Raw genomic sequence first — 16,242 nt, 5'->3', positions numbered from 1 at the left:
CTTTTGGAACAGGCCCTACAATAATTATTTCTCCTTCAAAAAAGTTCGATCCTTCAAGAATAAATTCCAGAAGAAAATAAATCCTGGTAATAAAATTGCAATCCCAATTGCATATAGAATAAGCAATGCATAGAATGTTTCGACCGTTGTAAAGCTTGTAAATACAGTTACATCAGGATAAATAATATACGGTAAATGCGCAACGCCGTAAGCATAACTTGCAAATGCATATTGAGCGACGACTGCTAAAACGGCAATGCGAGGGTATCCTAGTGTGCCATACTTCTTGTTTGTCCACCAAAGAGAAGAGTACCCGATAACGAATAAAACGATAGAAACTGTAAACCACGGGAATTGCTTTATGAGCCCTTGCATAAGCCAGTGTGTTTCCGGATCCATTACAACGAGGGCGATAATCGCCGTAACGAGTGTTGCAGGACCAAGGATGATGGCGTTTCTTCTATAAATTCTATACGAATCTTCTGAACCTTGCTCTCTCGCAAAATCAGCAAGAAAGAGGGAGGAAAGAAATAATTCCGAAGTTAGCCCAAAGAGCATATAACAGTAGATCACCGGGCTAGAAAGAAGTTTTCCATACAGGAGTACTTCTTTTCCCTCAGACATTGTAATATAAGCCCCCTCTGTAACAGGTAAAACGGTAATTAATAAGGCTGGAATTAAGAGCCCAGTAATACCTGAAATAACCCGAAGGAGGTACTGATATTTTGGCACAGAGTAAGCAAATACCATGAATGTACTGCGAATTGCAATGAGTATTAAAATTAACATAACTGGTACGAACATGACTGTCGCAAGGGTGAAAGCGGCTTTCGGAAAGAAACCGAGAAAAGCGACAACGACAAAGACGAGAAATGTATTTGTTACTTCCCAAGTCGGTGATAAGTATCGGTTGGCAAGCTTGGCAGCGAGCGTTGGATGTTTTGCGTATACCATGCCCCAAAAACCTGCTCCAAAATCGATGGACCCTAATATACTGTATACGAAAATAAGAGCCCATAAGATGATGATTGCAATACTTTCCTCATGCACGAGAATCGCCTCCTTCGTGATGTAAATCATTTGTAAGCGGATGTTTCTTAAAGAATGTCCGTAATACGAAAACTGTTAAAATACCGAGTCCAATATATAAAATGATGAATAGAATAAATAAAGGACCGACAAAATCAGCGCGTGTAGAAGCGTCGACTGTACGTTGCATACCGTAAATGGTCCATGGCTGACGACCGCTACAGCTGAAAATCCACCCAAATTCAATGCCGAGCATCATAACTGGTCCACATGCGGCAGCTCCCCAAAGAAGCCACTTCGGTAGCTCTGTTCCTTTTTTTCGGTAAACAAAGTACCAATATAAGAGGGCAATTGCTGCAACTGCAAAGGTAAAGGCAGCAGTGCCAACCATTAAATTGAACAGTGTATGCGTGTAAAATGGTGGCCATGTTTCTTGTGGAAATTCCTTTAGTCCTTTTACGACAGTGCTAGGGTCTAGTCCTACTAGTAGGCTAAGCATGTTCGGAATTTCTAGTGCGTAGTTTAGTTCAAGTGTGTTAGGATCTACAACGCCGCCAATTGATAACGGTGCATGTGATGTCGTTTCAAATAAAGCTTCAGCAGATGCCAGTTTTTCAGGGGAATGCTTATGTAAAGCAATTGCCGATTCGTGTCCCGAAAGCCACATCGTAGCGCCTGTAATAAATGTCACGACGAGTCCTAACAGTAGTCCTTTTTTATGATATGCCACTTCACGTTCACTTACATTCTTCTTTAATAATTTAAATCCGGCGATAGAGGCAATGACGGCAGCTCCAGTTGCGTAGGCTGTAATCACAACGTGGAATGCGCTCGTGCCAAAACTCGGATTAAAGAAAGCTTTCCACGGATCAACGTTAAAAACGGATCCATCTGGCCCCATTGAAAAGCCCGCGGGTGTATTCATCCATGTATTTGCCGATGTAATAAGCACGGCAGATGCCGTGGCACCAATCATGACGAAGAATAGCGAGATTAATCTCATGAATGGAGGTAGTTTGTCAGCTGCATATACATAAATCGACATGAACAAAGCCTCTAAAAAGAAGGCGAAAATCTCAATTTGAAAGGGCACAGAAATAACCTGCCCAACAATTTTGGCAAAACCAGGCCAAAGCAGTGAGATTTGCACACCAACGATTGTTCCCGTTGGAATTGCTACACCAAGAAGGATGGCAAAGGCCTTTGTCCATCTTTTCGCCATAATGGCGTAGTCGGAATCTTTCTTCCAGTGGTAGAGTATTTCACTTATAAAAATCATTAATGAAAGTCCGACACCAAGTGTTGCGAAGATAATGTGGAATGCTAGTGAAGAACCGAAAAATGCTCTTGCTAATGTTACCGTATCCATATGTAAACTCCTCTTCTTTTTTGCCATTATTTTCTGATTGAATTGGAAGATTTATTCAAAAAAACTTCCAAAAATATATATGTATTTAAAAAGTGGATATGATAATATTATGTTTGAATATTATAAATAGAAAGAATTTAATGTTTAATAATGTTTTGTTTGTTTTTTAGTAAGGAATATTTTATAATCTTTTATGCGAACATAAGTTCTGTTTTTCGAAGTGAAGAAGTTTATGTGAAATGGAGAGGATGTTTTATGTATCCTGAAGTCATTAAAAAGATGGCATTTTCAAAAGAGCATAGAGATTTATTATTGAAGCTGTATAATAAAGAGATTACGCGTAGTGAGTATGATCGACTCGTAGAATCGCTATATAGACCTTCTAAAGAGGCTTGTGAGGGATAGAGGAACGGGAGACAATCTAATAGATTGTCTTTTTTACATTTACGTATGTTCTGGTAAAATTAAGGATAGCCTTACTAGAGAGGTGAAAAGTTTGCGGAAACGTATATATATAGTGATTGGCGTTATTCTTTTAATCGCTTTAGGTGGAATTGTATTTTGGTCAGCTTTGCAAGGAAACCGTACGGAACATTTTATTTTAAGACATATGGTGAATGAAAATGGGACGCTTGCTACATATCGTTTAGAAGATACAAAAGCAGGTACCGGTGAAGCGAAAGGCCGTGAAGCTTTATCGGAATCAGCAGGGCTATGGCTGCAATATACACTCGATAAAGACGATCAAGCGTTATTCGATGAACAAGTTAAAGTTATTCAAAATAACTTTGTACATAAGAACCAAATTGTTTTATGGAAAATCTCTGAAAAGGGAGAAATGCAGTCAGCTACAAATGCACTTATTGATGATCTTCGTATTATAGAACAGTTATATCGCGCTTATGAAATGTACAAGGAAGAGCGCTATAAAAACTTAGCGGATCAATTGAGTGATGCTGTAATTCGTTATAATAAGAAAGGTAATTATTATGTTGATTATTATGATGCAGATGCAAGGAAACAAAATGATTTTGCAACAACGTCATATATAAATCCGCGCGCATTCTCCTATATGAAAAAGTATGGAAAAGTTTCTGCTCAGCAATATGAGGAAGTCGTTCAATTTTTAGCAGATTATCCAAGGCATGGATGGGCATTCCCGAAAGAGTATAAAGCAGATGGCACATTTACGTACGACAAAGAAGTGAATCTTATTGACCAATCATACGTTGCATATCATCGTAGTTTAGGTGGCCTTTCATCAGATGCTTATTTGGAATTTATAAAGAAGAAATTCCAGGAGGATGGAAAGCTATACGGTCGTTACAATTTAGAAACGGGAAAACAAACTGTGAATTATGAATCGCCTGCGGCTTACGGATTAACGATTTTGTATGTACTACAAACAGGTGATACAAAGTTTGCAAAGGAATTATATGATCATATGGCCACATTCCGAAATGACAACGTATTTAGTAGATATTACGGTGGATATGTAACAGGAGAAAATAAAAATACGCATATTTTTGATAATGTTTTGCCGCTTTTAGCTGAAATAGAATTAGAGAAGAGTGAACAATAAAAGGTGCCACCCTATGGGGATGGCATCTTTTATTGTTTGATATCATTTTAAGTCCTAATATTGGAGAAGTAATCAATCACGAATTCACGGAATTGCTGGGCAGTTTTCGATAAGTAACGTTTTTTTGACCAGCTTAAGCCAATCGTTCGCTCACAATTTGGTTCAATAATACGTAACTTATTTAATGCTAAAGTAGAGTTCTTTAATAAAGTTAAACTTGGGACGAAAGCGATGCCGAGGCCTTGCTTAATCAGGTCGCTAATCACGGTTGGTTCATCTACTTCAAAAGCGATATGTGGAGTGAAGCCAGCTTCTTTACAAAATTCATCTGTTAAGTGCCGAAATCCATAACCAGTGTTCATACTAATAAACGGTTCGTCCTTTACTTCATGCAGATATACACTTTCACGTTCTGATAAACGGTGCCCTGAAGGGACGACTAAGAAAATTTCTTCTGTAATAAGTGGTTCCCAAATAATCTCTTCGCCTTCAATTGGCACAGAAGAAATGCAAAAGTCAATTTCTATATTATCTAGTTGTCGTTTCATAGAAGGAGTAGATGCGAGAAACTGTTGGAATCGAACGTTAGGATGTTGTAGTAAAAAAGAACCGAGTAGTTCTGGTAATATTCTTGGAATAGAAACAGCCAGCGTAATAGAGCTTTGTTGTAAGTTAGCTAAATCTTTAATTTCTCGTTCGCCTTCACTTAATTCATGAAAAATGCGCTCTACTCGTTTTAAAAATACTTTCCCGAAAGAGTTTAATGTAATTTGTCGCCCTTGGCGGTCAAATAATGGAACGCCTAAGTCCTTTTCTAATCTAGCAATTGTTTTGCTGAGCGAAGGCTGTGCGATATGCAATTCTTCAGCCGCTTTTGTCATATGCTCTAATCGTGCAACTGTTTGAAAGTATTTTAGTTGAAGAAGTTCCATTTTGACTCTCCTTTCTATAGACCAAAAGGAATGGATTGATAATTAAAGATGTATTATACAGTATGAAAATGGACGTGTATAGTAAATCTGTTAAACCATTCTAACGGTGTTAAATTCGGAGAAGGAGTATGTTTCATGAAAGGAATTCAACTTGTATTTAAAGATTGGAAAGCGATGTGGCACCATAAACATGGGCGTATCGCTTTAATTTTTTTGTTAATCGTTCCTTTAATTTATTCAGGGTTCTTTTTAGCTGGATATTGGGATCCATACGGAAAATTAGATAAATTACCTGTTGCGATTGTAAATTTAGATAAAGGTGCTGCAATGGATGAGAAAATAATTCATGCAGGAGACGATTTTGTAAAAAATTTAAAAGAGAATAAGGAACTGGCTTTTCATTTCGTATCAGAAAAAAATGCTGAGGAAGGGCTAAAAGAAGATAAGTACTATATGGTTGTTACGATTCCAGCCGATTTCTCTAAAAAGGTAAGTACACTTATGGATGAGAAACCAGAACCAGCACAATTGCAGTACAAAGTAAATCCGGGTAAAAACTTTGTAGCAGCGCAAATTGGAACGACAGCTGTTGAAAATATGAAAACAAAAATTTCAAATAGTATTACGAAATCTTATACAGAAGGTGTCTTTTCAAAGTTTCAAGACTTAGCACAAGGGTTGAGTGATGCAAGTAATGGTGCTGGGAAGTTACATGAAGGAACGACAGATGCAAGAAATGGGGCAAATCAGCTTGCAGATGGTATTCATCGTTTAAGTGACGGGACATCAAAAGTGAAAGAGGGAAGTGAAAAACTTGCTTCTAGCAAATCAGCCTTAACTGATGGAGCGAATGAGCTAAGTCAAGGAGCAACCTCACTTCATAGCGGTATGGAGTTATTGACGCAAGGTGAAAAACACTTACAATCAGGGATTAGTGAATTAAGTGCTGGTACAAATGAATGGGTGAACGGAAGTGAGAAACTGGCTGAAGGACAAGCGAAAGCGGACAATGCAGCAAATAGTGTAAAACAACAATTAGAAGAGTACGTGAAAAGTCATCCAGAGGTGCAGCAAGATCCTGCTTTTCAAAAGATTATCGCTACTTCTAATGGATTAGCTCAAGCAACAAACACTTTAAATAATAGTCAGAAACAATTGACACAAGGTGCACAGAAGCTTGCAGATGGTCAGCATAAGGTTGAAGAAGGTATGAATACATTCGGAGTTAAGTTAAATGAAGCTACTGCTGGAACGAAAAAGATAGCAGATGGTGCTACAAATTTAGCTAGTGGATTTACGAAATGGGGAACTGGATTTACATCATTACAAGAAGGTGTCAATCAACTTGCGAGCGGGGGAACAGAACTGAATCATGGTGCTGATCAGTTAACGAACGGACTTGTTAAACTTGACGATGGTGCGAAAGAACTTTCTACGAAATTGGGAGAGGGCGCAGAGAAGATAGCGGATGTTCGCAATGATGATGCACGCAATACGATGTTCTCAGAGCCGGTTCAATTAGTGAAGTCAACAGTTTCTGACGTGCCTAATTACGGTTCGGGTATTGCACCATATTTCTTATCGCTTGCATTTTATGTTGGCGGAATTATGGCATCAAATATTTTACCGCTTGGCCGTAGACAAAATATGAAGGTAAGCGGAACGGTACATTTTATTAATAAACTAGGATTGGTATATGTAATTGGACTTATTCAAGCATTACTTGTGGATGTGGTTGTGCTAGGAGTTATGAAATTAGAAGTTGCAAGTGTGCCGCTCTTTGTATTATCAAGTATCGTGATTTCCTTTACGTTCATGACGTTTATTCTTATGTTAGTAACGGTGTTTGGTCTTGTTGGAAAGTTCTTAGCGGTAACGCTTCTCGTCTTGCAATTAGCGACGAGCGGTGGTACTTTCCCAGGAGAATTAAATATAGCTGTTCTTAGCAAGATTGGACAATTTCTCCCAATGTCCCATTCTCTTAGAGGATTGCAAGATGTGATTTCTTTAGGAGATTGGTCGCAATTACAAATGCAAATTTTAATATTGTTATGCTATCTCGTTGTTGCTGGTGGAATTGCTTGGATTACGAGCCATATACAACATAGGGAAACGAATGCCGAACAAGTTTCTTAAAATAAAAAGAAGTTATCCGATTTTTTGGGGTGGTATTATCCCCTTTAGGTAGACAGTAAAAAAAGAGTCCATCTGGTATGATGGACTCAATACTGTTTTATCTGGAGGGGATTTTTTTATGGCAAGAAAGGGACAATCATTTCAAAAATATACAGAAGAACTAAAGCGAGAAGCAGTTCGTCTTCGAATAGAAGAAGGAAAATCATTACGGGAAATTCGTGAACACCTTGGTATAAAGAGCGATGCACAAATTATAGAATGGGTAAAACGCTCTCAACAAGGGCAGTCATTTGATGATCAACGTGGTGCTTGGAATCGTAAGAATTTTAATAGTCTTGAAGAAGAAAATGCATATTTGAAGGCGCAGGTTGAATATTTAAAAAAGCGCAATCCAAATCTACACGGGAAGGAATGGTCTTAAAGAAAGAACGATTTTCTCTTATCGATTCACTACGCCAAACATACCCACTCAAATGGTTATTTCAAATTGCAGAAGTGTCTAAGGCTGGATACTATAAATGGCGAAAATATCATAACGTGCATCGTTTACATCAAAAAAGGGATATGTGGCATAAAGAACATATTTTATCTATTCATCGTCAGCACCCTTATTATGGATATAAACGTATGACCCGTGCTTTAGCTCGAGAAGGAATGGTAATGAATCATAAACGTGTTCGTCGTCTCATGAGGGAGTTAGGCATTCAATCTATTATCCGGAAAAAACGTCCATTTTACGGAAGAAAAACATCGGTGATATTTAACAATCATTTGAATCGAGAATTTCAAGCGGACAAACAAAATCAAAAGTATGTGACGGATATTACTTATGTACGAATTGGAGATCAGTTCGCGTATTTGTCAGCTGTGTTAGATCTATATAACAATGAAATCGTTGCTTGGAAGTTGTCTCGAAGAAATGATTTAGATTTGGTTTTAACTACATTACAACAACTAGAGGGGAAATCTTTATCTACTAAGCCACTTTTACATTCAGATCAAGGGTTTCAATATACATCAAAGTCTTACGCAAAGCAGTTAGAAAGATTAGGATTTATCGGTAGTCATTCTAGACGTGGAAACTGTTTTGATAATGCATGTATTGAATCATTCTTCTCACATTTAAAAACAGAGAAGTTGTATTTAGTGCGTCCAAAAACGTATGAAATGGCTTATCAAACAATTCAAGAATACATTCAATTCTATAATACAGAAAGGTTCCAAGAAAAACTTCACGGCCTTTCCCCGATAGAATATCGGGAAAAGGCCGTGGCATAATACTCTTTTTATGACTGTCTACTTGACAGGGAGATGACCAGGGATGACTTCTTTTTATTTTGCTTGTAGCAAAAAGAGTATTGCATTATTTTTTTATACACCAGTTCCTATATAAGAGAAGGGGTGCATAGTGAGAGTGTTTAATTTGTTTTTCTATATATATGCGCTTTAAGTATTTTGAATATTCTAAAATTGGACTATGCCAATTGTTAGAATATTATGGAAAAGTTTTTTTGAAATAAATATAATGAACGTACAAATTAAATATTGGCATTGTTTTACATGATAGGAAAGGTATTCAAATGTTTTTAAGAAAGGAAGAGGAGGCATACATAGTTTATCCCACTTTAATGGGCAGTAAGACCCCCATTTCAAAATTCAGCGAAAGCAAAGAAGTTAGGTGGGGGGCGGGCTGATGCTCATAAAAGCCCGATTGGTGAGGGCTGATTAAAGTTTCACTTTATATGTTGGTTTGTTTGGACTTTTTACTGGATAATCATTCAGTAAATTTTCTTATACGTATAATGATGAACCATTTCTTTGGAAACTACCGATCCTCACTCTTAATGATGTAAATTAATTTTCCTGTTTGACATGGAAAGTACAATGCAAATGCCGTAGTAATAAGTCAAGAAGTCTGGGGAGGAGTGGGATATCGTATATGAACATATGGAGGCGAAAAAAGAAGCTAAGAAGACAAAAAACCTTTTTAGTACTGTTGATGCTTTTATTAGTGTTCGCGGATATACCTATCAGTTTTATTGACAACATGACGATGCATGCGGAGACAGACTCTATAACAGAACAACCGAAAGATATAGAGATAGATTCTGTAAAAGAGCAGCCAAATCCAGAAGCTGCGAAAGATTTTGATCCAGGTCCATCTTATGAGCAGAATGTAGCAAAGGATATTCCTGTAGAGGTTGGAGAGGAACGGATTGGGACGTCTTCCTGGATAAAAGATATTGCACCAGCAAGTTTAGTAGATAACACGTGCGTTCAGCAAAATAGAGTTGTACTTAAAAATGGTGGATTTGAAAAGCCAAGGATAACGAAAGACTTCTTTATTGATCAAGATAATGTAGAGGGCTGGAGAACGACAGATCGCTATAAAGTAATCGAAATTTGGAGAACGAGAGATAGAATACCATTGCCTTCACCACTTCCAGCAGAAGGAGAGCAATTTGCCGAACTAAATGCAAGGGAACCTGGAATGTTATATCAAGATGTGAAAACGACTCCAGGGCAAACGATTTATTGGAGATTAGCTCATAGGGGAAGAGATGGGAAAGATACGATGCGAGTTCGTATCGGATCAGCAAGTGCGAATATTACTTCCTTACCTACTATTCAAACGATGGAAGATGATAATAAAGCGTGGGGTCGCTATAGCGGGACTTATACAGTTCCAGCAGGTCAAACGTTAACTCGATTTGGTTTTGAGGCTGTCAAAACATACGGAAATGTCCTATCAGTAGGAAATTTCCTAGATGATATTTTCCTAGGAACAGAACCTTGTGTTACGGCAACAAAATCTGTAAGTCCAGAAGGGAAAGTGTATGCGGGAGATGAGTTGACGTATACAGTGAACGTTAAAAACCACGGCGGAGATGTTGCTGGTGAAGCAATGTTCACTGACATGATTCCAGATGGAACAGAATATGTACCGGGCTCCATAAAACTAAAAGCTGATGGAACCGAAAAAGCTATAACAGATGCAGAAGATAATGATGCAGGCTTTTATAAAGACAAAAAAGTCACTGTTAAATTAGGCGACGTACAAAATACAGAAGAGGATCCAAATGGAATTACAGTTCAATTTAAAGTAAGGGCTTTACCAAGTTATATTGGAAAACAAGTTACGAATAAGGCAAGAATAGATTATGGCAACTTGTTGAAGGGCTCAAAAGAATATACAAACTCCAATGAAGTTGTAAACGAGGTTATTGCAAGAAACCCTGAAATAGAGTCGGTTAAAGAAGTGAAAAATGTACAAGGTAAGAGTAAGTACGAGGTCGGAGATACAATTGAATACACAGTTAAAATGCGTAACAAAATTGAGAATAGCATCGCGAAAAAGATTGTAATAGAAGATTCATTACCAAACGGGGTAGATTATGTACCAGGGACCATTAAAGTAGATGGAAAAGCGGTGACGGACGCTGTAGATCAAGATAGCGGCCACTATACGATAGGTAAAGTGATTGGGAATTTAGGTGATATTACAGATACAGGATGGCATACAGTTACCTTCCAAGCGAAAGTAAAATTGGATCAGTTAGATAAAACGATTCGTAACATAGGAAAAATAACAGGTGAGAATATTACACCGCAAGAACCAGAGAAATCTATTGTAATAGAACCGAAAGATCCAAAGCTAGAAACGGTAAAAGAAGCAAAGAACTTACAGCAAGGTAAGAGCATATATGAAGTCGGAGATACGATTGAATATACAGTGAAAATGCGTAATAACGTAGCGAGTAGCGTGATAAACAATGCTATTATTGAGGATCCATTACCAGAAGGTGTGGAATATGTGCCAGGGACGATTCGAATAGATGGGAAGGTTGTCACAGATGCAGAAGATGGGGATAGTGGCCATTATAAGACTGGAAAAATAACCGGGAAGTTTGGAGATATTCGAGATACAGAGTGGCATACAGTAGTGTTCCATGTGAAAGTGAAAACGAATCAAGCAGGGAAAGAAATAGTAAATAAAGCGAAGGTAACAGGAGAGAACATTACACCGCAGGAACCTGAAAAACTAGTAAAAGTAGATTATAAGAATCCGAAAGTGGAATCAGTGAAAGAAGTAAAGAACTTACAACAAGGTAAGAAGTATGAAGTAAAAGATACGATTGAATATACGATTAAGGTTCGTAATACAGTCAAAGATAGCATCATAAAAAATTCTTTAGTAGAAGACCAATTGCCAGAAGGTGTGGAATATGTACCAGGATCAATTCGGGTGGATGGCAATATAGTAACGGATGCCGAAGATACTGACAGTGGTCATTATAAGGCTGGAAAAGTAATAGGGAAACTCGGAGACATTCAAGATACCGAATGGCATACAATCGTATTTCAAGTGAAGATAAAAGATGGTTATGAAGATAAAAAAATACTGAACGTAGGTACGGTAAAAGGAGATAATATTTCTCCACAAAAACCATCAGTAGAAATAGCAGTGGAACCTCCTCCGTCAGGGAAAATTGAAATTGAAAAAGTAGATGCAAAGGATCATACGTTGAAACTGAAAAATGCAGAGTTTCAAATTATCGATAAAGATGGAAATGTAGTCGGAAAATTAGTAACCGATGAAAGTGGAAAAGCAATTTCTGAACCGCTAGTATTCGGTAAATATGAAATTAAAGAAATAAAAGCACCGACAGGTTACATGATCTTGAAGGAATCAATTCATGTAGAACTTACATCACCTTTGCAAAAGTTGAAAGTAGAGAACAACAAGAGTGAATGGGTCATTCCGAATACAGGAGGGTTTGGAACAAATCTCATTTACTTATTTAGCACATTACTCATTGTGTTAACGCTATTTCTCTATTTCCGAAAAGGGGACAGTAATTTATAAAATATAAAGGGGGCAATACGAGTATGAAAAAGGTATTTAGTATGGTTTTAGCATTTATATTAATGCTTTCAACGCTGCCAAGTGCATTTGCTGCAAATGAGGTTCCGACAAAAGGGTCTTTAACAATTCATAAGTATGCGCATGAAAAAGATGGACAACAAGGTGAAGCAGGAACTGGTGAACCTGGTCAGAAAGTTCCTGAAGGGGCAACACCGATAAAAGGAGTAGAGTATGAAGTTGTAAAAGTTGCAACTTTTAAAGTGATTGAAAGAAATGGAGAAATTGTAAAAGAAGCTGTTGAGAAAGTTGACAATGCAACACCTATTAGCGACGTAACAGGTGAAGATGGTACAGTAACTTTTAAGGACCTTCCAATCGGTCGTTACTTAGTGAAAGAAGTTAGCGGTCCAGATAACGTAAATATAAATACAGAGCCATATACAATTGATATCCCAATGACTGATAAAGAAGGTAAAAAATTAAACTACGACGTTCATATTTATCCAAAAAATGAAATCAAGCGTGGAGCAGTAGAATTAACGAAAGTAGACGATGCAGGTAAACCATTAAAAGATGTAGAGTTCACACTATATCATAAAGGGACTGATAAAGTAGTAGTAGATAAAGCAGGAAAAGAATTAAAGAATCTAAAGACAGATAAGGATGGTAAAATCCGCGTTGACGGTTTATTGTATGGAGAATATTATTTCAAAGAGTCAAAAGCACTAGAAGGGTATGTTTTAGATCCTAAAAAATATGAATTTAAAGTTGAAAAATCAGGTGCATTCCCTAAAGACGGTCAAGCAGGCTATGGGGAAATTGTAAAACTAGATAAAATTATAAACTATAAAAAACCGACAATTGATAAGAAGATTAACGGTAATTTAAATGGTTTACCAATTAACGTAGATGAAGAATTCACATACGACATTAAAACGAAACTACCAGGTGATATTCATCTGTACAAGAAATACGTAATAACAGATAACGTGGATTCAAGATTAACAATTATCGGTACACCAGTTGTTACAATTGATGGTGAAAAAGTATCTTCTGATGTTGTAAAAGTAACGTTAGGTGAAAAGACTGCTGCAGGTCAATTAGTGACAGTGACTGTAGAGAATTTTGCAGCGTTAAAAGATAAAAAAGAACTACATTTGCAAATCAAGGCGAAAGTAAATGGAGATATTAACGGTGGAACAGTAATAGAAAATATAGCAAAGATCGATTATGAAACTGGTGATAAAGTAACACCACCAGACGATGAAACAACAACACCTCCTGTAAAGGTTATCGTAACTGATGGTAAAATTTCATTGAAAAAAATTGACGGTGCAACTAAAGATGCTTTAGAAGGTGCGAAATTTGAATTACGAAAAGATAGTAAAGTCGTAAAAGTAAAAGGTGTTGACGTTGTCGGTGTATCTGATAAAGATGGGATTATTAATTGGGACAACATCCCTTACGGTGAATACGAAATCGTCGAAATTGAAGCACCGAAGTATACTGATAAAGGTGAAGTGAAATCTTATCAAAAATTAAGAGAGCCAATTAAAGTTAAGATTGATAAGGATAACCAAACGGTGAAATTAACTGTAGAAAATAATAAGAGTGGCTGGATCCTTCCTGCAACAGGTGGAATTGGGACAATCCTCTTCACAGTAGTTGGCCTTGTATTAATGGGCGCAGCGTTTATGTTCTTAAGAAGAAAAGCTTAATAAGCGTACGAGTATAGGGAGAAAAGAGGGAGAAAGAACATCTTCCTCTTTTCGTTATTTACTGCCCGGTAAATAGCGGGATAAATGGAACTACATATGCATAATAAAGGGGTATATTATGAAACGTAATATTATTTTTGGATGCATCTTTTTAGTAGGACTTAGTATTTTTTTATACCCGACGGTGAGTAATTGGTTAGCGACAAGAGCGCATTATTCTGAAGTAAGTACATATGACAAAAAGGTGAAAGAGCTGCAAAGGGAAGAAATTAAACGTAAAGAAAAAGAAGCGAAAGAGTACAATGAGAAACTACAACAGGAGAGACAGACCGTTACAGATCCATTTCGTTCCGATAAGAGTGGAAATTCCAGTTCTTACGTAGATATGTTGAATGTAGGAGAAGTAATGGGCTATGTAGAAATTCCTAAAATTAATGTGAAGCTTCCTATATATCATGGAACGTCTGAGGATGTTTTAAGTAGAGGGGTAGGTCATATAGAGAATTCCTCTTTGCCAGTTGGCGGAGAAGGAACACATTCTATTTTGACTGGACATAGGGGGTTGCCATCTGCTGTATTATTTACAGATTTGGATAAATTAAAAGAAGAGGATATTTTTTATATTCATTCTTTAGATAAAGTATTAGCATATAAAGTAGATCAAATTAAAGTAGTGCTACCAGAAGAAACGGATGATTTAACGGTAGCTGAAAGTCAGGATTATGTGACACTAATTACATGTACGCCATATGGTGTAAACACGCATAGGTTACTCGTTCGAGGACACCGTGTTCCATATGACGAAAAGGAAAAAGGAGAGATTAAGGAAGTTGTTGGAGTAGATAAACGAATGATAGGAGCAGGTGCTATCATTGTAGGTGCATTTCTAATTGCTTTATATAGAAGAAAGAAGCGTAAAACTATAGAGAAAATATAAAATGGTTCTCCTTTCAATGTATATGTATGAAAGGAGAACCATTTTTTGGCCTATTATTTGCGTTCCATTACCGCAAAGTAATTGTTTTCGTTATCAGCGAAGTTAAAAGCTCTGCCAGTAGGTAAATCTACAACTTGTCCAACAGTAACATTTTTCTCAGAAAGATCTTTATACAGTTGATCTAAGTTGTTAGAGAAGAACATAAGTGAAGGTGTATGTAAGTTTAATTCAGGTTGCATTTTTGCAATTAACTCTTTATCGTGAAGGACGATGCTTGTGCCTGCTTCTTTTGACGGCGCAATTTCAATCCAGCGAAAACCTTGTCCGTTATTTTCTTCCGCAATAATTTGGAATCCTACTGTCTCAGTCCAAAATTGTACTGCTTCATCTTGATTATTTACATATAGCATAATTTGTCCAATTTGATTAATCATAGGTGTGTCCTACTTTCTTTTCTTTTATGGAATTCTATTATATCAAAGATATGGTTTGAATACCTTTTCGTGATTTTTCCGAAGTGCAATCTTAGCCCATTTCATATTTGCCCTAGGAGAAGGTCCTGTAATCCATGTATGAAATGGTAGTGTACTGCATATGACCATTGTTGAAATCGAGATTGTGGCTGTTATTGTAAATAATAATAAGCTATATAATATTGTGTTTTCTTGCAGTGTGAATAAAGAAAGAAACTTTGTACATAGTTGCAAGAAGAAAAAGTGAGCTAAATAAGCACCATACGTGTAATTCCCGATAAATCGTAAAGCTTTATATAAGAAACCGCGTCGCTGTACGATTGTAATAGATAGCACGTAAAGTATGATAATTTCGCATACGATATATAAAAACATAGACGGTTTTAAATAAGTCGAAACGGTTAAATGAATAGAGTTTGCTCCGTAAAAACTAAATAACTCATAATTGATGAATAAAAATAAGACGAAAAATAAGATTGTAATAAGCGGAATATGTTTTATGACAAATGTACGCCACGCTTTTAGTGCGACAGCAGCGATTCCTCCCATGACGAAATAGAACGAATAGAAGAAGAAGGAACGATCTGTATAATGTAAAATGGTTGAGCTAGTCAATTTCTCTCCATTAAAAATGTAGTGCGAAGAATACCACATTAAGAGGAAATATAGAGAAGCAAAGATGGTCATATATTTATATATGTCTTTTTTATTTTCTGTTCGTTTTTGAAACCAATAAAATAGTGTGCACAGCAAAGGGAACAGTAGGTGAATTTGAAACATCATAATCACGTACCAAAGATGAGGTGCGGCTGTTCCGAGTAATAAACTTTTTATTCCGCTTTGTAGTGTAATCATATCGTTTGTTGTTAATAAGTAAAGAACAGACCAGAAGAAATAAGGAATGAGTAAATGTGCGGCTTTTTCAGAAATATATTCTTTGTATACTAATTGCTTTGTATAGTGACGAATTAAGTGGAAGCCGACGATAAATATGAATGCAGGTGCTGAAAATTTTGCAAGGTTAAATAGCATGCCCATAATGAGAGATTGCTCAAGTAAGACATTTCCTTGATTCATTGTATATAATAAGGAACTTTGCAAAACGACCGCAAGGAATGCAATGCTTTGCAAAACTTTAAATTCAGGTGCGCTTTGAGTCATAATGTCCATCTCCTTTTCCATACATGATTATAGTACGG

At 36.8% G+C, this 16,242-nt stretch carries 12 protein-coding genes; 7 read left to right on the top strand and 5 right to left on the bottom strand.

From position 1 onward, the window contains the following. Positions 1-24: 24 nt before the first annotated feature. Together MKY00_RS26275 and cydA are read right to left on the bottom strand one after the other, a co-directional pair. Positions 25-1,050, bottom strand: coding sequence for a cytochrome d ubiquinol oxidase subunit II (locus tag MKY00_RS26275; RefSeq protein WP_000544167.1), 1,026 nt, complete (start codon positions 1,048-1,050; stop codon positions 25-27). Beyond that, positions 1,043-2,398: a cytochrome ubiquinol oxidase subunit I gene (gene cydA / locus MKY00_RS26270; protein ID WP_000381964.1), complete on the bottom strand. Its 1,356-nt coding sequence runs from the start codon at positions 2,396-2,398 to the stop codon at positions 1,043-1,045. The genes MKY00_RS26275 and cydA overlap by 8 nt, the downstream gene beginning before the upstream one ends. A 255-nt stretch (positions 2,399-2,653) precedes the next feature. Here cydA and MKY00_RS26265 point away from each other — a divergent pair, with 255 nt between their 5' ends. After that, a complete protein-coding gene (locus tag MKY00_RS26265) occupies positions 2,654-2,803 on the top strand; it encodes a hypothetical protein (protein ID WP_000283184.1) in 150 nt (49 codons plus the stop codon). A 91-nt stretch (positions 2,804-2,894) separates the two neighbouring features. Further along, complete coding sequence (locus MKY00_RS26260) at positions 2,895-3,980, top strand: hypothetical protein (RefSeq protein WP_001231580.1); 1,086 nt, start codon at positions 2,895-2,897, stop codon at positions 3,978-3,980. A gap of 47 nt (positions 3,981-4,027) precedes the next feature. Here MKY00_RS26260 and MKY00_RS26255 read toward each other — a convergent pair whose 3' ends face one another. Then, a complete protein-coding gene (locus MKY00_RS26255; protein ID WP_000421935.1) occupies positions 4,028-4,912 on the bottom strand; it encodes a LysR family transcriptional regulator in 885 nt (294 codons plus the stop codon). A gap of 135 nt (positions 4,913-5,047) precedes the next feature. Between MKY00_RS26255 and MKY00_RS26250 the strand changes: the two genes are divergently transcribed. From MKY00_RS26250 to MKY00_RS26230, 5 genes are all read left to right on the top strand, one after another. After that, positions 5,048-7,048 carry a YhgE/Pip domain-containing protein gene (locus MKY00_RS26250; RefSeq protein WP_016718948.1) on the top strand — a complete coding sequence of 667 codons (2,001 nt, stop codon included), beginning with the start codon at positions 5,048-5,050 and terminating at the stop codon, positions 7,046-7,048. Between the two features lie 118 nt (positions 7,049-7,166). Continuing rightward, positions 7,167-8,326, top strand: a protein-coding gene (locus tag MKY00_RS26245; protein ID WP_085966782.1) for an IS3 family transposase whose coding sequence is annotated in 2 segments (ribosomal slippage) — positions 7,167-7,425 and positions 7,425-8,326 — 1,161 coding nt in all. Because the reading frame shifts where the segments join, the coding sequence is not laid out codon by codon here. Positions 8,327-8,987: 661 nt separating this feature from the next. Beyond that, on the top strand, positions 8,988-11,915 hold the full coding sequence (locus tag MKY00_RS26240) for an isopeptide-forming domain-containing fimbrial protein (RefSeq protein WP_016718945.1): 2,928 nt from the start codon (positions 8,988-8,990) through the stop codon (positions 11,913-11,915). 23 nt (positions 11,916-11,938) lie between these two features. After that, a complete protein-coding gene (locus tag MKY00_RS26235; RefSeq protein WP_016718944.1) occupies positions 11,939-13,633 on the top strand; it encodes a SpaH/EbpB family LPXTG-anchored major pilin in 1,695 nt (564 codons plus the stop codon). A 118-nt stretch (positions 13,634-13,751) separates the two neighbouring features. Further along, positions 13,752-14,570, top strand: a complete 819-nt coding sequence (locus MKY00_RS26230; protein ID WP_016718943.1) for a class C sortase — start codon at positions 13,752-13,754, stop codon at positions 14,568-14,570. A gap of 53 nt (positions 14,571-14,623) precedes the next feature. Here the strand turns inward: MKY00_RS26230 and MKY00_RS26225 are convergent, their stop codons facing one another. Beyond that, positions 14,624-15,004, bottom strand: coding sequence for a VOC family protein (locus MKY00_RS26225; RefSeq protein WP_000609844.1), 381 nt, complete (start codon positions 15,002-15,004; stop codon positions 14,624-14,626). 42 nt (positions 15,005-15,046) lie between these two features. Beyond that, a complete protein-coding gene (locus tag MKY00_RS26220; protein ID WP_016718942.1) occupies positions 15,047-16,204 on the bottom strand; it encodes an acyltransferase in 1,158 nt (385 codons plus the stop codon). Positions 16,205-16,242: the final 38 nt, after the last annotated feature.

The sequence above is a fragment of the Bacillus sp. FSL R9-9834 genome (genome assembly GCF_038006905.1).
Lineage (GTDB): Bacteria > Bacillota > Bacilli > Bacillales > Bacillaceae_G > Bacillus_A > Bacillus_A pacificus.
The sequence above is the reverse complement of the archived record's forward strand: the minus strand, read 5'-3'. Positions and strand labels throughout refer to the sequence as shown.